General features: G+C 65.2%; 16 protein-coding genes. All 16 read left to right on the plus strand.

Going from position 1 to position 19,708, the window contains the following annotated elements:
• Nucleotides 1-6: 6 nt before the first annotated feature.
• The 16 genes from EL288_RS05880 to EL288_RS05955 all read left to right on the plus strand — a co-directional run bounded on the left by EL288_RS05880 (nucleotide 7) and on the right by EL288_RS05955 (nucleotide 19,703).
• A complete protein-coding gene (locus EL288_RS05880) occupies nucleotides 7-630 on the plus strand; it encodes an NADH-quinone oxidoreductase subunit C (RefSeq protein ID WP_010926963.1) in 624 nt (207 codons plus the stop codon).
• A gap of 2 nt (nucleotides 631-632) precedes the next feature.
• Nucleotides 633-1,889 carry an NADH-quinone oxidoreductase subunit D gene (locus EL288_RS05885; protein WP_003813935.1) on the plus strand — a complete coding sequence of 419 codons (1,257 nt, stop codon included), beginning with the start codon at nucleotides 633-635 and terminating at the stop codon, nucleotides 1,887-1,889.
• A gap of 45 nt (nucleotides 1,890-1,934) precedes the next feature.
• Nucleotides 1,935-2,429: an NADH-quinone oxidoreductase subunit NuoE gene (gene nuoE / locus EL288_RS05890; RefSeq protein ID WP_003813932.1), complete on the plus strand. Its 495-nt coding sequence runs from the start codon at nucleotides 1,935-1,937 to the stop codon at nucleotides 2,427-2,429.
• Nucleotides 2,426-3,793, plus strand: a complete 1,368-nt coding sequence (nuoF, locus tag EL288_RS05895) for an NADH-quinone oxidoreductase subunit NuoF (RefSeq protein WP_003813930.1) — start codon at nucleotides 2,426-2,428, stop codon at nucleotides 3,791-3,793. Before nuoE ends, nuoF begins: the two co-directional genes overlap by 4 nt.
• Nucleotides 3,794-3,808: 15 nt before the next feature.
• Nucleotides 3,809-6,136, plus strand: coding sequence for an NADH-quinone oxidoreductase subunit NuoG (gene nuoG, locus EL288_RS05900; protein ID WP_003813928.1), 2,328 nt, complete (start codon nucleotides 3,809-3,811; stop codon nucleotides 6,134-6,136).
• Entirely contained in the window at nucleotides 6,136-7,209 is a 1,074-nt protein-coding gene (gene nuoH / locus EL288_RS05905) for an NADH-quinone oxidoreductase subunit NuoH (RefSeq protein ID WP_003813926.1), read from the plus strand. Before nuoG ends, nuoH begins: the two co-directional genes overlap by 1 nt.
• A gap of 21 nt (nucleotides 7,210-7,230) precedes the next feature.
• On the plus strand, nucleotides 7,231-7,719 hold the full coding sequence (gene nuoI, locus EL288_RS05910; protein ID WP_003813924.1) for an NADH-quinone oxidoreductase subunit NuoI: 489 nt from the start codon (nucleotides 7,231-7,233) through the stop codon (nucleotides 7,717-7,719).
• A gap of 17 nt (nucleotides 7,720-7,736) precedes the next feature.
• Complete coding sequence (locus tag EL288_RS05915; RefSeq protein ID WP_003813921.1) at nucleotides 7,737-8,384, plus strand: NADH-quinone oxidoreductase subunit J; 648 nt, start codon at nucleotides 7,737-7,739, stop codon at nucleotides 8,382-8,384.
• On the plus strand, nucleotides 8,381-8,689 hold the full coding sequence (nuoK, locus tag EL288_RS05920; protein ID WP_003813920.1) for an NADH-quinone oxidoreductase subunit NuoK: 309 nt from the start codon (nucleotides 8,381-8,383) through the stop codon (nucleotides 8,687-8,689). The genes EL288_RS05915 and nuoK overlap by 4 nt, the downstream gene beginning before the upstream one ends.
• Nucleotides 8,690-8,706: 17 nt before the next feature.
• Nucleotides 8,707-10,719 carry an NADH-quinone oxidoreductase subunit L gene (gene nuoL, locus EL288_RS05925; protein WP_003813919.1) on the plus strand — a complete coding sequence of 671 codons (2,013 nt, stop codon included), beginning with the start codon at nucleotides 8,707-8,709 and terminating at the stop codon, nucleotides 10,717-10,719.
• Nucleotides 10,716-12,218, plus strand: a complete 1,503-nt coding sequence (locus EL288_RS05930; protein ID WP_003813918.1) for an NADH-quinone oxidoreductase subunit M — start codon at nucleotides 10,716-10,718, stop codon at nucleotides 12,216-12,218. Before nuoL ends, EL288_RS05930 begins: the two co-directional genes overlap by 4 nt.
• Before the next feature lie 10 nt (nucleotides 12,219-12,228).
• Entirely contained in the window at nucleotides 12,229-13,713 is a 1,485-nt protein-coding gene (gene nuoN, locus EL288_RS05935) for an NADH-quinone oxidoreductase subunit NuoN (RefSeq protein WP_003821286.1), read from the plus strand.
• A gap of 16 nt (nucleotides 13,714-13,729) precedes the next feature.
• Nucleotides 13,730-14,059 (plus strand): DUF2818 family protein, encoded by a 330-nt coding sequence (locus EL288_RS05940; RefSeq protein ID WP_003813915.1) that lies wholly within the window; start codon nucleotides 13,730-13,732, stop codon nucleotides 14,057-14,059.
• Between the two features lie 300 nt (nucleotides 14,060-14,359).
• Nucleotides 14,360-16,591: a TonB-dependent receptor gene (locus tag EL288_RS05945; RefSeq protein ID WP_003813912.1), complete on the plus strand. Its 2,232-nt coding sequence runs from the start codon at nucleotides 14,360-14,362 to the stop codon at nucleotides 16,589-16,591.
• A gap of 211 nt (nucleotides 16,592-16,802) precedes the next feature.
• Nucleotides 16,803-19,073, plus strand: a complete 2,271-nt coding sequence (locus EL288_RS05950; protein WP_033458673.1) for a TonB-dependent receptor — start codon at nucleotides 16,803-16,805, stop codon at nucleotides 19,071-19,073.
• Between the two features lie 111 nt (nucleotides 19,074-19,184).
• Entirely contained in the window at nucleotides 19,185-19,703 is a 519-nt protein-coding gene (locus EL288_RS05955) for a GNAT family N-acetyltransferase (RefSeq protein WP_003813908.1), read from the plus strand.
• Nucleotides 19,704-19,708 lie beyond the last annotated feature (5 nt).

Consider the following 19,708-nt stretch of genomic DNA (forward strand, 5'->3'; position numbering starts at 1 on the left):
GCGTACATGATGATGACCAGGCTCGAAACCCTGAAAAACAACTTGCAGGCCGCTTTTGGCCAGGACCTCGCGCTCACCGAGTCGCTTGGCGAATTGACGCTGGAAGTCGCCGCCGAGCAGTGGTTTTCGGCGTGCACCAAGCTGCGCACCGACCCGGCGCTGCGCTTCGAGTCCTGTATCGACCTTTGCGGCGTGGACTACCTGACCTGGGGCAATGGCACGCAGCCCGAGGAAAAGACCGGCCCGGTCACGCGCGGCCGCTATGCCGTCGTCGTGCACCTGCTGTCGATCGAGCACAACTGGCGCCTGCGCGTGCGCACCTGGGCCCCGGACGACGAGTTCCCGATGGTGTCGTCCCTGCTGGAATGCTGGCCCGGCGTGAACTGGTTCGAGCGCGAAGCCTTCGACCTGTACGGCATCGTCTTCGAAGGCCACCCGGACCTGCGCCGCATCCTTACCGACTACGGCTTCATCGGCCACCCGTTCCGCAAGGATTTCCCGCTCTCCGGCACGGTCGAAATGCGTTACGACCCCGAGCAGAAGCGGGTCATTTACCAGCCGGTCACGATCGACCCGCGCGAAATCACGCCGCGCGTCGTTCGTGAAGACTCTTACGGCATGGGGCGTTAATCATGGCAGAAATCAAGAACTACACGCTCAACTTCGGCCCGCAGCACCCGGCCGCGCACGGCGTGCTGCGCCTGGTCCTCGAGCTCGACGGCGAAGTCATCCAGCGCGCCGACCCGCATATCGGCCTGCTGCACCGCGCCACCGAGAAGCTGGCCGAGCACAAGACCTTCATCCAGGCGCTGCCCTACATGGACCGCCTGGACTACGTGTCCATGATGTGCAACGAGCACGCCTATGTCATGGCCATCGAGAAGCTGCTGGGCATCGAGGCGCCGCTGCGCGCGCAGTACATCCGCGTGATGTTCGACGAGATCACCCGCGTCCTGAACCACCTGATGTCGCTGGGCTCGCACGCCCTGGACGTGGGCGCGATGGCGGTGTTCCTGTACGCCTTCCGCGAACGCGAGGACCTGATGGACTGCTATGAAGCGGTCTCGGGCGCCCGCATGCACGCGGCGTACTACCGTCCCGGCGGCGTCTACCGCGACCTGCCCGACACCATGCCGCAGTACGGCGATTCGAGCAAATACCGCGGCGAGAAGGAAGTGCGCGCGATGAACGACGCACGCTCGGGCTCGCTGCTGGATTTCATCGAGGACTTCACCAATCGCTTCCCCGGCTGCGTCGACGAGTACGAAACGTTGCTCACCGACAACCGCATCTGGAAGCAGCGCCTGGTGGGGATCGGCGTGGTCGACCCGGATCGCGCCAAGGCGCTGGGCTTTACCGGCCCGATGCTGCGCGGCTCGGGCGTGGCCTGGGACCTGCGCAAGACGCAACCTTACGAAGTCTACGATCTGATGGACTTCGACGTGCCGGTCGGCGTCAATGGCGATTGCTACGACCGCTATCTGGTGCGCGTGGCCGAGATGCGCGAAAGCAACCGCATCATCCGCCAGTGCGTCGAATGGCTGCGCAACAACCCGGGTCCGGTCATGATCGAGAACCACAAGATCGCGCCGCCCAGCCGCACCGCCATGAAGTCCAACATGGAAGAGCTGATCCACCACTTCAAGCTGTTCTCCGAAGGTTTCCACGTGCCTCCCGGCGAAGCCTATGCCGCGGTCGAGCACCCGAAGGGCGAGTTCGGGATCTACCTGGTGGCCGATGGCGCCAACAAACCCTACCGCCTGAAGATCCGGGCGCCCGGTTTTGCCCACTTGCAGTCGCTGGACGAAATGGCGCGCGGCCATATGATTGCCGACGCCGTCACCATCATCGGCACGCAGGACATCGTTTTTGGCGAGATCGACCGCTGATTCTTCATATCAGTCCAGAGCGCCCGCATAACCCGGATTCAAACTATGCTGCTTTCCGAACAGGCCTACAAAAAAATCGACCGTGAGCTGGCCAAGTTCCCGGCCGACCAAAGGCAGTCGGCCATCATGGCCTCGCTTGCCATCGCGCAAGAAGAGAAAGGCTGGTTGCCGGCCGAAATTCTCGAAGACGTGGCCAACTACATCGGCGTGCCGCCCATCGCGGTGCAGGAAGTCGCCACGTTCTACAACATGTTCGACGTCAAGCCGGTCGGCACGCACAAGATTGCCGTGTGCACCAACCTGCCCTGTGCCTTGCGCGATGGCGAAAAGGCCGCCGACTATCTCAAGCGCAAGCTGGGCGTCGATTTCCGTGAGACCACGGCCGACGGCCGGTTCACGCTGATCGAAGGCGAATGCATGGGCGCCTGCGGCGATTCCCCCGTGCTCATCGTCAACAACAAGCATATGTGCGTGCGCATGACGGAAGAGAAACTGGACGCGCTGGTCGATGGCCTGAAGTCGCAAGGAGAGTCGGCATGAACGCGCCCGACCTGTACAAGCGCCTGGCGCAGGGGCTGGACCCCAATCCGCTGAACGATCTGTCGATCTCGATGTGCCTGCATGGCCGGCACATCGCGCCGCAGATCATGGCCGACGTCGATGGCGAGAACTGGCGCCTGCAGGAGTACGTCAAGCGCGGCGGCTACGAGGCGCTGCGCAAGATCCTCACCACCGGCATGACGCCGGAAGACGTGATCGCGGAAGTCAAGGCCTCGGGCCTGCGCGGCCGCGGCGGCGCAGGCTTTCCCACCGGCCTGAAGTGGAGCTTCATGCCGCGCGCGTTCCCGGGCCAGAAGTACCTGGTGTGCAACTCGGACGAGGGCGAGCCCGGCACGTTCAAGGATCGCGACATCCTGCGCTTCAATCCCCATATCGTGATCGAGGGCATGGCGATCGCCGCCTACGCGATGGGGATCAGCGTGGGTTACAACTACATCCACGGCGAAATCTTCGAGGTGTATGAACGCTTCGAGGAAGCGCTCGAAGAGGCGCGCGCGGCGGGCTTTTTGGGCGACAAGCTGCTGGGCTCGGATTTCAGCTTCCAGCTGCACGCGTTCCATGGCTACGGCGCCTACATCTGCGGCGAGGAAACCGCGCTGCTCGAATCGCTGGAAGGCAAGAAAGGCCAGCCGCGCTTCAAGCCGCCGTTCCCGGCCAGCTTCGGCCTGTACGGCAAGCCGACCACGATCAACAACACCGAAACCTTCGCGGCGGTCCCCTGGATCATCCGCAACGGCGGGCAGGCCTACCTCGAAGTGGGCAAGCCCAACAACGGCGGCACCAAGCTGTTCTCGATTTCCGGCGACGTCGAGCGTCCCGGCAACTACGAGATCCCGATGGGCACGCCGTTCTCGAAGTTGCTGGAACTGGCCGGCGGCATGCGCGGCGGCCGCAAGCTGAAGGCGGTGATTCCCGGCGGCTCGAGCGCGCCGGTGCTGCCCGCCGACATCATGATGGACTGCACGATGGACTATGACGCCATCGCCAAGGCCGGCTCGATGCTGGGTTCGGGCGCGGTGATCGTCATGGACGAGACGCGCTGCATGGTCAAGTCGCTGCTGCGGCTGTCGTATTTCTATTTCGAGGAAAGCTGCGGCCAGTGCACGCCGTGCCGCGAAGGCACCGGCTGGCTCTACCGCATGGTGCACCGTATCGAGAATGGCCAGGGCCGCCCCGAGGACCTGGACATGCTCGACAGCGTGGCGGGCAACATCATGGGGCGCACCATCTGCGCCCTGGGCGATGCCGCTGCCATGCCCGTGCGCAGCTTCATCAAGCATTTTCGCGACGAATTCGCGCACCACATCGAGCACAAGTCTTGTGTGGTCCCGCAATATCTGTAGGTCTCAGGAACAGCAATGGTTGAACTAACCGTCGACGGCAATCAAGTCGAAGTGCCCGAAGGCAGCATGGTGATGCATGCGGCCCAGAAGCTCGGGCTGTACGTGCCGCATTTCTGCTACCACAAGAAGCTGTCCATCGCGGCCAACTGCCGCATGTGCCTGGTGGAAGTGGAGAAGGCGCCCAAGGCGCTACCCGCCTGCGCAACGCCCGTGACCAACGGCATGGTGGTGCACACCTGCTCCGAGAAGGCCAAGGCCGCGCAGAAATCGGTGATGGAGTTTCTGCTCATCAATCACCCGCTCGACTGCCCCATCTGTGACCAGGGCGGCGAGTGCCAGCTGCAGGATCTCGCGGTCGGCTACGGCGGCTCGTCGTCGCGCTACAAGGAAGAAAAGCGCGTCGTCTTCCACAAGGACCTCGGCCCGCTGGTGTCGGCCGAGGAAATGGCCCGCTGCATCCACTGCACCCGCTGTGTGCGCTTCGGCCAGGAAATCGCCGGCGTGATGGAGCTGGGCATGCTCAACCGCGGCGAGCATGCCGAGATCACGTCGTTCGTCGGCCGTTCGATCGAGTCCGAGCTGTCGGGCAACATGATCGACCTGTGTCCGGTGGGCGCGCTGACGTCCAAGCCGTTCCGCTACTCGGCGCGCACCTGGGAACTGGCCCGCCGCCGCAGCGTCAGCCCGCACGACAGCATGGGCGCCAACCTGGTGGTCCAGGTCAAGGGCGACCGCGCGCTGCGCGTGGTGCCGTTCGAGAACGAAGCGCTCAACGAGTGCTGGATCAGCGACCGCGACCGCTTCTCCTATGAAGGCCTCAATAGCGACGACCGCCTGGCCGCGCCCATGATCAAGGGCGCCGACGGCAAGTGGCAGGAAGCCTCGTGGGCCGACGCCCTGCAGGCGGTGGCCCAGGGCCTGTCGCGCGTGCGCGAAAGTTTCGGCGCCGGCCAGATCGGCGCGCTGGCTTCCGAGTACGCCACCACTGAAGAGTTCTCCCTGCTGGGCCGCCTGGTGCGCGCCCTGGGTTCCGAGAACATCGACTTCCGCCTGCGCCAGACCGACGCCGGCTTCGACGCGGCCCTGAGCGGCGCGCCGTGGCTGGGCATGCCGGTCGCCGAACTGGACAACCTCGACCGCGTCCTGGTGATTGGTTCGTTCCTGCGCAAGGACCACCCCCTGATGGCGCAACGCCTGCGCCAGGCCGCCAAGCGCGGCACGCAGGTGCTGCTGCTCGACGCCGCCGCCGACGATCCCCTGATGCCGGTCGCCGGCCGCCTGACGGTTGCGCCGTCCGGGCTGGCAAGCGCCCTGGCCGAAGTGGCCGTGGCGCTGGCGCAGGCCAAGGGCCAGGCCGTGCCGGCCGAGTTCGCCGCCGTGGCGGCCGGAGAGGGCGCCAAGCAGATCGCCGCCAGCCTGGCCTCGGGCAGCAATGCCGCGGTGCTGCTGGGCAACATGGCCGTCAACGCGCCGCAGGCCGCCACGCTGGCGGCCAACGCGCAGGCCGTGGCGCAACTGGCCGGCGCGAAGCTGGGCTTCCTGACCGCCGGCGGCAATACCGTGGGCGGTTACCTGGCTGGCGCCGTGCCGGGCAAGGGCGGCAAGAATGCCGCCGCCATGCTGGCCGACCCGCTCAAGGCCTACATCGTGCTGCACGCCGAGCCCTCGCTGGACGCCGACAACGCGCCGCAAGCGCTGGCCGCGCTGCGCGGCGCGCAGTTCGCCGTCGCGCTGACGCCGTATCGTTCGGCGGCCCAGGACTGGGCCGATGTCATGCTGCCGGTCGCGCCGTTCACCGAGACCTCGGGCACCTTTGTCAACGCGCAAGGCCAGCCGCAGAGCTTCAAGGGCACGGTCGCGCCGTTCGGTCAGACGCGTCCGGCCTGGAAAGTGCTGCGCGTGCTGGGCAACGTGCTGCACCTGGCGGGCTTTGACGAGGAGACCTCCGAAACCGTGCGTGACGCGGCGCTGGCGGGCGGCGTGGAAGCGCGCCTGTCCAACGCCATCAGCGCCCCGCTGGGCCTGGGCCAGCCGCTCGATGCGCTGGAGCGCGTGGCCGATGTGCCGATCTATCGCACCGACGCCATCGTGCGCCGCTCCGAACCGCTGCAGGCCGCTCCGGCTTCGCGCGCGCCCAAGGCGCGCATGAATGGCCGCACCCTGGCCAGCCTGGGCGTGAGCGCGGGCGACAAGGTGCGCGTAAGCGGCGCGGCGGGGGCCATCGAGCTCGAAGCCGCCCTGGACGAGGCCGTGGCCGACCGCGCCGTGCGCGTGGCCGCCGCCTTTGAGCAAACCGCCGCCCTCGGCGGTGCCTTCGGTCAAATCAGCGTGGAGCGTGTCTGATGGAATGGCTTAATGTTCTCGAAAGCCACGGTCAGGCACTGCTGGGCCCCGTGGCGTGGATGGTGGTCTGGTCGCTCGTCAAGATCGTCGTGATCGCCGTGCCCATCATTCTGTGCGTGGCGTACCTGACGTACTGGGAGCGCAAGATGATCGGCGCGATGCACGTGCGCCTGGGGCCGACCCGGGTCGGCTTCAAGGGCCTGCTGCAGCCGTTCGCCGACGTGTTCAAGCTGCTGACCAAGGAAGTGGTGGTGCCCAGCGCCGCCAACAAGGTGCTGTTCGTGGTGGCGCCCGTGGTGACGCTGATGCCGGCGCTGGCCGCCTGGGCCGTCGTGCCGTTCGGCCCCGAGGTGGTGCTGGCCAACGTCAACGCCGGACTGCTGTACATCATGGCGATCACCTCGATCGGCGTGTATGGCGTGATCGTGGCCGGCTGGGCCTCGAACTCCAAGTACGCCTTCCTGGGCGCGCTGCGCGCCTCGGCGCAGATGGTGTCGTACGAGCTGGCCATCGGCTTCGTGCTGGTCAGCGTGCTGCTGGTGTCGGGCAGCCTGAACATGAGCGAAATCGTGCTGGGGCAGGGCCGTGGCTGGTTCGCCGAGCGTGGCCTGACGTTCCTGTCCTGGAACTGGCTGCCGCTGTTGCCGCTGTTCATCATCTACGTGATTTCGGCCGTGGCCGAAACCAACCGCCACCCGTTCGACGTGGTCGAAGGCGAGTCCGAAATCGTGGCCGGCCACATGGTCGAGTACTCGGGCATGGCCTTCGCGCTGTTCTTCCTGGGTGAATACGCCAACATGATCCTGCTGTCGTGCATGGCCGCGATCATGTTCCTGGGCGGCTGGATGTCGCCGATCGACATCGCGCCGCTGAACTGGATTCCGGGCTGGATCTGGCTGGGCATCAAGACCTTCTGCGTGGTTTCGATGTTCGTGTGGTTCCGCGCGTCGTTCCCGCGCTACCGCTACGACCAGATCATGCGCTTGGGTTGGAAGATCTTCATCCCGCTGACCGGCGTGTGGCTGGTCGTCTTGGCGATCTGGATGCAGACGCCCTGGAACATTTGGCGCTGATGCGTCAGGCTGAGGCTGGAAATGGAAGCGATCAAGGATTTTTTCGGTAGCCTGCTGCTGACCGAGTTGTTCAAGGGCTTGCGCCTGACGGGCAAGTATTTTTTCAAGCGCAAGGTCACCCTGCGCTACCCGATGGAAAAGACGCCGACCTCGGCACGCTTTCGCGGGTTGCATGCGCTGCGCCGCTATCCCAACGGGGAGGAGCGCTGCATCGCGTGCAAACTGTGCGAGGCGGTCTGCCCGGCGCTGGCCATCACCATCGAATCGGAGCAGCGCGACGACGGCACCCGCCGTACCACGCGCTACGACATCGATCTCACCAAGTGCATTTTCTGCGGTTTCTGTGAAGAGAGCTGCCCGGTGGACTCGATCGTGGAAACCCACATTCACGAGTACCACGGCGAGAAGCGCGGCGATCTTTACTTCACCAAGGACATGCTGCTTGCCGTCGGCGACCGCTACGAAGCCGAAATCGCCCGCCGTCGGGCCGAAGACGCGCCTTACCGTTGATCGCCAGGGTCTGATCCATGACATTTACTACCGTCCTGTTCTACATACTGGCTTTCGTCCTGGTGATCGCCGCTTTCCGCGTGATCACGGCGCGCAGCCCCGTCACCGCCGTCCTGCACCTGATCCTGGCGTTTGCCAACGCCGCCATGATCTGGATGCTGCTGGGCGCGGAGTTCCTGGCGCTGTTGCTGGTGCTGGTCTACGTCGGCGCCGTGATGGTGCTGTTCCTGTTCGTCGTGATGATGCTCGATATCCGCATCGACAGCCTGCGCGACGGGCTCAAGACCTATCTGCCGCTGGGCCTGGTCATCGGCGTGGTGCTGGTGCTGGAAATGGCCTTCGTGCTGGGCTCCACCTGGTATGGCGCCGGCCCGCAGGCCCCTGTCGCCGGCGACTACAACAACGCCCGCGCGCTGGGCGAAGTCATGTACACCCAGTACGTCTACGCCATCGAAGTGGGCGCGGCGCTGCTGCTGGTAGGCATGGTGGCGGCCATCGCGCTGACCCTGCGCCGCCGTCGCGACGCCAAGTACAACGACCCGGTCGCCGCCGTGCGCGTGCGCGCGAAAGACCGCTTCCGCATGGTGAAGATGACCGCGCAGAGCGACCGTGCCCAGGCTCGCGTGGCCTCGCCGTCCGCGGATGCCCAAGGAGAACAACAATGACGCTGACGCTGGCCCACTACCTGATCCTGGGGGCGATTCTCTTCGCCATCGGCATCTTCGGCATCTTCCTCAACCGCCGTAACCTGATCATTCTGCTGATGTCCATCGAGCTGGTGCTCCTGGCCGTCAACATGAACTTCGTGGCGTTCTCGAGCTGGTTCGGCGACATCGCCGGCCAGGTGTTCGTGTTCTTCATCCTGACCGTCGCGGCCGCCGAGGCCGCCATCGGCCTGGCGATCCTGGTACTGCTGTTCCGCAACCTGAACACGATCAACGTTGACGAACTCGATCGCCTCAAGGGCTGACGGGGTATTGGAAGAAAATGTCTAGCTCACCCAATCTCTACTTGCTCATCGCGCTGGCTCCGCTGGTCGGCGCGATTCTCGCCGGCCTGTTCGGCACCGGATTCCTGGGCCGTCCCATCGGCCGCCGCGGCTCGCACGTCATCACCATCCTGGGCGTGCTCATCTCCACCATCGGCTCGTTCGTGGTGCTGGGCGACGTGCTCGACGGCCATACCTACGACGGCACGGTCTATACCTGGAGCCTGATCGGCCAGACCAAGCTGGAAATCGGTTTCCTGATCGATCCGCTGTCGGCCATGATGATGGTCGTGGTGACCTCGGTCTCGCTGATGGTGCACATCTACACCATCGGCTACATGGCCGACGATCCGGGCTACCAGCGCTTCTTCGCCTACATCTCGCTGTTCACGTTCTCCATGCTGATGCTGGTGATGTCGAACAACATGGTGCAGCTGTTCTTCGGCTGGGAAGCCGTGGGCCTGGTGTCCTATCTGCTGATCGGCTTCTGGTACACCCGCCCGACCGCGATCTTCGCCAACATGAAGGCGTTCCTGATCAACCGGGTCGGCGACTTCGGCTTCGTGCTGGGCATCGGCCTGCTGTTCGCGTACGCCGGCACCATGCATTACGCCGACGTGTTCGCCCAGGCCGACAAGCTGGCCGGCGAAACCCTGCCGGGCACCGACTGGATGCTGCTGACGGTCGCCTGCATCTGCCTGTTCATCGGCGCGATGGGCAAGTCGGCCCAGGTGCCACTGCATGCCTGGCTGCCGGATTCGATGGAAGGCCCGACGCCGATTTCCGCCCTGATCCACGCCGCCACCATGGTGACGGCGGGCATCTTCATGGTGGCGCGCTTTTCGCCGCTGTTCGAGCTGTCGGACACCGCGCTGTCGTTCGTCATCGTGATCGGCGCCATCGGCGCGCTGTTCCTGGGCATCCTGGGCATCATCCAGAACGACATCAAGCGCGTCGTGGCGTACTCGACGCTGTCGCAACTGGGCTACATGACCGTCGCGCTGGGCGCCTCGGCCTACTCGGTGGCGATCTTCCACCTGATGACCCACGCTTTCTTCAAGGCGCTGCTGTTCCTGGGCGCGGGCTCGGTCATCATCGGCATGCACCATGACCAGGACATCCGCAACATGGGCGGCCTGCGCAAGTACATGCCCATTACCTGGATCACCTTCCTGCTGGGCACGCTGGCGCTGGTCGGCACGCCGTTCTTCTCCGGTTTCTACTCGAAGGAACACATCATCGAGGCCGCGGGCGCGGCCAACGTGTGGGGCGCCAGCTTCGCCTATTACTCGACGCTGATCGGCGTGTTCGTCACCTCGCTGTACTCGTTCCGCGTATATTTCCTGGTGTTCCACGGCAAGGAGCGTTTCGACGCCCATGGCCACGGCCACCATGGCGACGCGCACCATGACGACCACGGCCATCACGGCGGCACGCCGCACGAGTCGCCGTGGGTGGTGACGCTGCCGCTGGTGCTGCTGGCCATCCCGTCGGTGCTGATCGGCGCCTGGGTGGTCGAACCCATGCTGTTCGGCAAGTTCTTCGACGGCGTGATCAAGGTGCTGCCGCAGCATCCGGCCATGGCCGAGCTGGGCCACGAGTGGCACGGCTGGGTGGCCTTCGGCCTGCACTCCGTGCAGACCGTGCCGTTCTGGCTGGTGGTCGCCGGCGCCGTCATCGCCTGGTACTGCTACCTGATCAATCCGAGGGTGCCGGCCGCGATCCAGTCCACCTTCTCGGGCGTGTACAAGCTGCTCGAGAACAAGTACTACGTCGACTGGATCAACGAGCAGATCATCGCCCGTGGCGCGCGGTGCCTGGGCTACGGCCTGTGGCAGACCGGCGACCGCGGCATCATCGACGGCGTGCTCGTCAACGGCAGCGCCCGCGTGGTGGGCTGGGTGGCCGCGATCAGCCGCCATCTGCAGTCCGGCTTCATCTATCACTACGCGTTCGCGATGATCATCGGCATCATGGCGCTGGTAACTTTCTTTGTGCTGATTCCCCAATGATGGCAAGCGACATGGCATCCAACAACTTCCCCTGGCTTACGCTTGCGATCTTTGTTCCGATCGTATTCGGTCTGCTGGTGCTGGCGCTGGGCCGCGACGACCGTCCCGGCCTGACGCGGGGCTTGTCGCTGATCGGCGCGCTGGCGGGCTTCCTGGTCACGATTCCCCTCTATACGGGTTTCGACGCCGGTACGGCGCAGATGCAGTTCGTCGAGAAGGCGTCCTGGATCGAGGCCTTCAACGTCAACTACCATCTCGGCATCGACGGCATCTCGCTGTGGTTCGTGCTGCTGACGGCCTTCATCACCATCATCGTGGTGGGCGCCGGCTGGCAGGTGATCACCAGCCGCGTGGCGCAGTACATGGCCGCCTTCCTGATCCTGTCGGGCCTGATGGTGGGCGTGTTCGCCGCGCTCGACGGCATGCTGTTCTACGTGTTCTTCGAAGCGACCCTGATCCCGATGTACATCATCATCGGCGTGTGGGGCGGACCCAACCGCGTGTACGCGGCGTTCAAGTTCTTCCTGTACACGCTGCTGGGCTCGCTGCTGACGCTGGTGGCCTTCGTCTACCTGTGGAACGTGTCGGGCGGTTCGTTCGACATCCAGACCTGGCACCAGACCAAGCTGGGCTACACGCCGCAGGTGCTGATCTTCGTCGCGCTGCTGGCCGCCTTCGCGGTCAAGGTGCCGATGTGGCCGGTGCATACCTGGCTGCCCGACGCGCACGTCGAGGCGCCGACGGGCGGTTCGGTCGTGCTGGCCGCCATCATGCTCAAGCTGGGCGCCTACGGTTTCCTGCGCTTTTCGCTGCCGATCGCGCCCGACGCCTCGCACGGCCTGGCCGGCCTGATGATCGCGCTGTCGCTGATCGCGGTCATCTACATCGGCCTGGTCGCCATCGTCCAGGATGACATGAAGAAGCTGGTTGCCTATTCGTCGGTGGCCCACATGGGCTTCGTGACGCTGGGCTTTTTCATCTTCAACACGGCCGGCCTCGAAGGGGCCATCGTGCAGATGATTTCGCACGGGTTCGTTTCGGGCGCCATGTTCCTGTGCATTGGCGTGCTGTACGACCGCATGCACTCGCGCCGCATCGCCGACTACGGCGGCGTGGTCAACGTCATGCCCCGCTTCGTCACGTTCTTCGTGCTGTTTTCGATGGCCAACAGCGGCCTGCCGGCCACCAGCGGTTTCGTGGGCGAGTTCCTGGTCATCATGGGCGCGGTCGAATACAACTTCTGGATCGGCCTGCTGACCGCCACCGCGCTGATCCTGGGCGCGTCGTATTCGCTGTGGATGCTCAAGCGCGTTGCCTTCGGCGACATCGGCAACGACCGCGTGCGCGAAATGACGGACCTCAGCGGCCGGGAATTCCTGATTCTCGGCGTCATGGCGATCGCCGTGTTGTTCATGGGGATCTACCCCAAGCCCTTTACCGACGTGATGCACGTTTCGGTCGAGGCCCTGCTGCAACACGTGGCTGTCTCGAAACTGTAAGACCTGGACAATGATGCAATCCCATCTCGATTTTGCCCTGGCGACCCCGGAGATCCTGCTGCTGGTTCTCGGGCTGGCCATCCTGCTCATCGACGCGGTCAGTTCCCATCCTGAACGCAAGACCACGTTCGTCCTGACGCTGGCCACGCTGGCGGCGCTGACCGTGGTGTCCCTGCTGCAATGGCGCGACGGCGTCCAGGGCCAGACCTTCAATGGCCTGTACGTGACCGACAGCCTGGCGCACCTGCTCAAGGTCGCCTCGTACATCGCAGTCGCCGCGACCCTGGTGTATGGCCGCATCTATGCGCAGCAGCGCGACATGATGCAGCGCGGCGGCGAGCTCTACGTGCTGACGCTGTTCGCCTTGCTCGGCCAGATGGTCATGATCTCGGCCGGCAACCTGATCAGCATCTACCTCGGCCTGGAACTGATGTCGCTGGCGCTGTACGCGCTGATCGCGCTGCGCCGCGAAGACAAGGTCGCCACCGAAGCCGCCATGAAGTACTTCGTGCTGGGCGCGCTGGCGTCGGGCTTCCTGCTGTACGGCATGTCGATGGTGTATGGCGCCACCGGCCACCTCGACCTGGCGAAGATCGCCGAGGTCATCGCCTCCGGCCAGGCCAAGCAGCTGCCGCTGGTGTTCGGCGTGGTGTTCCTGGTTTCCGGGCTGGCCTTCAAGCTGGGCGCCGTGCCGTTCCATATGTGGCTGCCCGACGTCTACCAGGGCTCGCCCACGGCGGTGACGCTGATCCTGGGCGCCGCGCCCAAGCTGGCGGCCTTCGCCATCACGCTGCGCCTGCTGGTCGACGGCCTGCACGGGCTGGCGGCCGATTGGCAGCCGATGCTCATGATCCTGGCCGTGCTGTCGCTGGCGATCGGCAACCTGACCGCCATCGTCCAGACCAACTTCAAGCGCATGCTGGCCTATTCGACCATCTCGCACACCGGCTTCGTGCTGCTGGGCCTGATGGCCGGCGTGGTCGACGGCAAGCCCGACGCGGCGGCCTCCGCCTATGGCGCGGCCCTGTTCTACATGCTGACCTACGTGCTGACCACGCTGGGCACCTTCGGCATCATCCTGCTGCTGGCGCGCCAGGGGTTCGAATGCGAGCAGATCGACGACCTGAAGGGCTTGAACCGGCGCAATCCGTGGCACGCCGCCATCGTCTTGCTGCTGATGTTCTCGTTGGCCGGCATCCCGCCGCTGGTGGGCTTCTACGCCAAGCTGGCGGTGCTGCAGGCGCTGGTCGAGGCCGGCCACGTGGCGCTGGCGGTCGTCGCCGTGATGTTCTCGCTGATCGGCGCCTTCTACTACCTGCGCGTGGTCAAGGTCGTGTACTTCGACGATCCGGTCGACCAGCCCGCCGCCTTGGCGGTGACGGCCGGCCAGCGCAGCATCCTGTCGCTCAACGGCGCGCTGATCCTGGTGCTGGGCATTCTGCCGGGCGGCCTGATGGCGCTGTGCGTGCAGGTGATCCAGGCGTCGCTGGGCTGATGGCCGGGGCAGGAGCGTGAACCAGACCGCCGCCGTATGGCTGTTGATTGCGCTGGCCCTGGTCAGCGCCAATCTGCCGTTTCTCAGCGAGCGGGTGTTCGCGCTGCTGCCGTACAAGCGGGCCGGCGTTCATGCGCCCAAGCCTTTCTGGCTCAGGCTGTGCGAAGTGCTGGTCTGGTACGCAGTGGTCGGGCTGCTCGGCTTCGCCTTCGAGGCGCAGCTGGGCAACCGCTTTGCGCAGGCCTGGGAGTTCTATGCCATTACGTTCAGCCTGTTCCTGGTCCTGGGCTATCCCGGCTTCGTGTACCGCTATCTCTACAAGAAGCGCCGCCCGGCCCGGGCTTGAATCCGCCGCGCCGCTTCAGCGATACCGCCTCCATGAGGCGGTTTTTTTTCGCCTACGCCGGCCAGTGTTCCGAGGGGCAGGTGTCGCTTGGATTTGCCACAGATGGCGTGGATGCTGAGAGATTTGTCCTGTCACCAAGGAAGGATCGAGGGTGGCGGCGGATAGGGACTATCTGGTTTTGGGGCGGCGCGGCCGATAGGGGGCCGCGCCGGCGGCAGTCGTCCGTAGCATGGCGCAGCGCCGTATCCGCTTGGCGGGTGGGCGTCGCATTCCATGTTTCGTTGACGATAGCGGATTCCCATGAAGTTCTACTCTTCCCATCCGATGCCCGAGTCGCTCGCGGCTGCGATCGCAGTGCCTCTGTTGGGCCTGCTGCCGGCGGCGCAGGCCGCGTCCACGGCGGTCCAGCTGCCATCCGTCACGGTCGAGGGCGAGTACTCGTCCTATCAACCGGAAAGCGCCCAGTCGCCCAAGTTCACCGCGCCCCTGGCGGACACGCCGCGCACGGTGCAGGTCATCCCTGAGCGGCTCATCCAGGACCAGGGGGCCAGCGACCTCGAAGCGGTACTGCGCAATGCGCCAGGGATATCGATGACCGCCGGCGAAGGCGGCCGTCCGGCCAGCGACCTGCCGTTCATCCGCGGCCAGAATTCGGCCAGCAGCCTTTTTGTCGACGGCCTGCGCGATCCCAGCACGCAATCGCGCGATACCTTCAACCTGGAACAGGTCGACGTCGTCAAGGGGCCCGATTCGGTATTTTCCGGGCGCGGCGGCGCCGGCGGAAGCATCAACCTCGTCACCAAGACGCCCAGGAACCAGGATTTCACCGAAGTCCAGGCCGGCATCGGGACGGCCGAGACCTACCGAGGCACCATAGACGGCAACTGGGTGCTGGGCGAGAACACGGCGCTGCGCCTCAACCTGCTGGGCACCAGGGGCACCGTGCCGGGCCGCGACAAGGCGGTCGAGTTCAGCCGCGTGGGTATCGCGCCATCGCTGCGCCTGGGCCTGAGCGGCCCCACCCGCGTGACGCTGGGCCTGTACCACTATCGCCACCGGCGGGTTCCCGATTATTCGATTCCGTACGATCCGCGCACCGGCACGCCGATCACCGAGACCATCGGCGTCAGCCGCCGCAACTTCTACGGCCTGGTGCGGCGCGACTCCGGCGATACCGAGGACTACGCCGCCACCGTCAAATGGGAGCACGACCTCGCCAATGGCTTCAAGGTGGAGAACCTGGCGCGCTACTCGCGTGCCACGGTGGAGCAGATCACCACCATGCCCGAACTGAAAACCGCCGATCTGGCCAAGGGGCTGGTGTACCGCAATCTGCGCGCCAGCTACCAGGTCAACGACAGTTTCGCCAACCGCACCGACCTGCGCGGTACATTCGACACGGGGCAGTGGCGCCATACCTTCGATCTGGGCGGGGAGTTCGCCACCAGCCGGCGCAGTCGCGACCGCTACAAGCAAGAAATCCCCGACGCCGCCAGTCCTTGCTCGCCCGTGACGGACGGCAACAATCCCGCCCTGTGCGCCTCGCTCCGGGATCCGGATCCGCACGTGGATTTCCCGGGAACGGTGCGGCGCAACCATAACCCGGCCCGCTACCACACCGACATCCTGTCCCTGTACGGTTTCGACACCATCGCCTTCGACGAGCAGTGGCAGCTGAATCTCGGCCTGCGCTGGGACCACTACAAGACCAGCGGACGCAACCTGCCGGTACGAGGCGCCAAGCCGCCCGTCTACGAGCGTGCCGCGCGCACCGACAACCTGTTCAACTACCAGCTCGGCCTGGTCTACAAGCCTCGTCCGGACGGCTCGGTGTATGCGAGTTACGGCACGGCGTCCACGCCGTCGGCCGTGTCCGACTACGCCCCGGCGGACAGCATCTCCGGCACAAGCCAGCAGCTCAAGCCGGAGCGCAGCGAGGCGATCGAGATCGGGACCAAGTGGCAGGTGCTGGACCGGCGGCTGCTGGTGACGGGCGCCATGTTCCGCGAGACGCGCAAGAACACCAGCATCGAAGTCGCCGAAGGCCTGCGCGCACCAGCCGGCAAGAGCCGCGTCACCGGCATGGAGCTGGGCGTGGCGGGCAGCCTGACGCCGCGCTGGGACGTCTACGGCGGCTACGCGCTGCTCGACAGCAAGCTGGTCAGGGCCAGCCATAAGAGCGGGGCGCAAGGCCAGCCGCTGCCCAGCGCGCCCCGGCACGCATTCAGCATCTGGAGCACCTACAAGCTGCTGCCGGAACTGACCGTGGGGGCCGGCGCGTTCTATCGCAGCAAGGTCTATGGCAACGCAGATGCCGGCTACAACAAGGACGGCACGCCCAAGGCGCGCTGGGTGCCGGCGTACTGGCGCTTCGACGCCATGGCGGCGTACCAGCTTAACAAGCACCTTACGGCCCAGTTGAACGTCTACAACCTGCTCGACAAGACCTATTACGCCAAGACCTACCGCAGCCATTACGCGGCGCTGGGCCCGGGGCGGTCCGCCATGCTGACGTTCAAGCTGAGCTACTGATCCGGGCTGCAACCCCGCCGTTCCGACGGCCTCCCGCAAGGGGGCCGTTTTTCATTTCCGGCTGGATTTTCCCTGTCCGAATGGGGGCTCGGAGCGCGGAAAGGGCTGTGGCAGAAATGTGACACCGTAGGAATATTCAGGTTTGGGTCAGGTAAACAGACGAGAATCGCAGTCGATTTAAAGAACAAGAATCGTTGTTATTCAGATTTTTATGGAGAAGCCGTTGAAATCCCTGGACTCGTATTCAGCGAGCACGCTCGCCAACTCGCTGGCCGCCGCCATTGCGGTGCCGGCCCTGTGCCTGATGCCCGGTGCTCAGGCACAGACCAGCGCGGGCGTTACCCAATTGGCGCCGGTGCAGGTAGAGGGCGAAGCGTCCCCCTATCAGGCCACCACCGTCCAGTCGTCCAAGATGACGGCGCCCTTGCTGGATACGCCCAGGACCGTGCAGGTCGTGCCGCAGCAGGTCATCCAGGACCAGGCCGCCACCAATCTGCAGGACGTGCTGCGCAACTCGCCGGGCATCACCATGGGCGCCGGCGAGGGCGGGCGCGCCGGCGGCGACCTGCCCATCATCCGGGGCCAGAATGCGGCGGGCAGCATCTTCGTCGACGGCGTGCGCGACCCCAGCACCCAGATACGCGATACGTTCAACCTGGAGCAGGTCGAGATCATCAAGGGGCCTGATTCGGTCTACTCCGGCCGCGGCGGAGCCGGCGGCAGCATCAACCTGGTCAGCAAGACGCCGAAGGCGCGCGACTTCGCCGAGGGCTCGGTGCAGATCGGCACCGACAGCAATTACCGCGCCACCGCCGACGGCAACTGGCTGCTGGGCGACAACGCCGCCTTCCGCCTGAACCTGATGGGCAACAAGGGCGACGTGCCGGGCCGCGACCATGCGGTCGATTTCAGCCGCTGGGGCGTGGCGCCCACCCTGCAACTGGGCGTGGGCACGCCCACCCGCATCACCCTGGGGTACTACCACTACCAGGATGACAGCATGCCCGATTACGCGATCCCGTACGATCCGAAGTCGGGGCAGCCGGTCACCGAGACCCAGGGCGTCAGCCGCAAGAATTTCTACGGCCTGACCGGCCGCGACTTCATGAAGTCGCGCGACGACGTGGCCACGCTGGCCATCGATCACGATTTCAGCAGCAAGCTGCGCCTGCGCAACGTCACCCGCTACGGGCGCTCGGTGACCGACTACGCCGCCACCAATCCGGATGACAGCAAGGGCAACGTGCCCAACGGGCTGGTGTACCGGGCGCTGAAGGCGGGCTACTACACCAACAAGACGTTCACCAACCAGACCGACCTGAGCGGCGAATTCGAGACGGGCAGCCTGCAGCACTCGTTCGACGTGGGCTTCGAGTACAGCAACATCAAGCAGGACAAGGACTCGTATACCCAGACCATCGCCAAGGGCGCGATGCCTTGCAAGGTGGGCGCCAACGATGCCAGCAATCCGGCCTTGTGCACCTCGCTGTGGGATCCGGATCCGCATGACTATTATCCCGGCCACCTGTCGCGCAACGACAACCCGGCCCGCTATTCCACCGACACGATCGCGCTCTACGGCTTCGACACGATCAAGTTCAACGAGCAATGGCAGGCCAGCGTCGGGCTGCGTTGGGACAATTACCGCGTAAGCGGCAGCAATATCGCCCGCGGCCGCAACGATCCCGCCAGCACGCCGGCGTTCTACAGCACCAGCCGCGAAGACAATCTGTTCAATTACCAGCTGGGCCTGGCCTACAAGCCGGTGCCCAACGGCACGATCTACGCCTCGTATGGCACCTCGTCGACGCCGTCGGCCGTCGCCGGCTCGAACGTGAGCGACGCCGTGACGGTGAGCAACGAGTCGCTGGCGCCGGAGAAAAGCCGCACCGTCGAGGTCGGCACCAAGTGGCAATTGTTCGACGACCGCCTGACCCTGTCGGGCGCGTTGTTCCAGGACATCCGCAAGAACACCAGCGTGGCCGTGTCGGCGACCGAAACGGAGCAGATCGGCAAGGCCAAGGTGCGCGGCATCGAACTGGGCTTCTCCGGCAGCATCACGCCCAAGTGGAACGTCTACGGCGGCTATACCTTCATGGACAGCGAACTGGTCGAGGGCGCCTACAACAGCGGCGCGGTGGGCCAGGACCTGCCCAACACGCCGCGCAATGCCTTCAGCCTGTGGGCCACCTACAAGCTGGTGCCTCAGCTGACCGTGGGCGGCGGCGCCTATTACGTGGACAAGGTATATGGCAACGCGGACAACGGGCGCAATGCCGACGGCACACCGAAGGCGCGCTGGGTACCGTCGTACTGGCGCTTCGACGCCATGGCCGCGTACGAGTTCAACGACCACCTGACCGCGCAGCTCAACGTGATGAACATCTTCGACAAGACGTACTACACCAAGGCCTACGCGGCGCACTACGCGGCGCTGGGCACGGGCCGCGCCGCGGTGCTGTCGTTCAATATCAAGTATTGAGCGCAGCCGCGCAGCAGGGAAAGCCGGCGCATTGCGCCGGTTTTTTTTGGCATGGCGCGGAAATGCTCTACGATTTCAGGTGTTTGCCATCGAGCCACCCGGGCGGAAGACATGACGAATATGCGGCAAGTGCTGAAAACAGACCGGCTGGTGCTGGAGCCGCAATCGATGGCCCGCTTCGATCAATGGTTCGCGATGGAGCGGCAGCGCGATGAAGCCGGGCATCGCGATCTCACCGAGGACCAGGCATGGTTGCGCCTTTGCGCGCGGCAGGGAATGTGGGACGCGTATGCTTGCGGCTTCTACTACCTGCTGGATCCGGTCAGCGGCGAGATGCGCGGCGAGGCCGGTTTCCAATTCCGGCGCCGCGGCCTCGGGCCCGGTTTCGACAACCATCCGGAGGCCGCCTGGGCCGTCGCCAGCGCCCATCAGGGCAGGGGACTGGCGGCGGAGGCAATGCAGGCGCTTCTCGCGCACCACGATCGATCAAGCGGACGCCAGCGCGTGGTGGCGTTGATAGCGCGTTCGAACCTTCCCTCGCTGCGCCTGGCCGAGCGGCTTGGCTTTCGCGGGTATTCCGACGTGGCGTTCGATGGTGCAGCGCATCTGCTGCTGGAACGGGCGGGCTGAGCGGG

Origin of the sequence: Bordetella bronchiseptica (genome assembly GCF_900636925.1) — a bacterium.
Lineage (GTDB): Bacteria > Pseudomonadota > Gammaproteobacteria > Burkholderiales > Burkholderiaceae_B > Bordetella > Bordetella pertussis.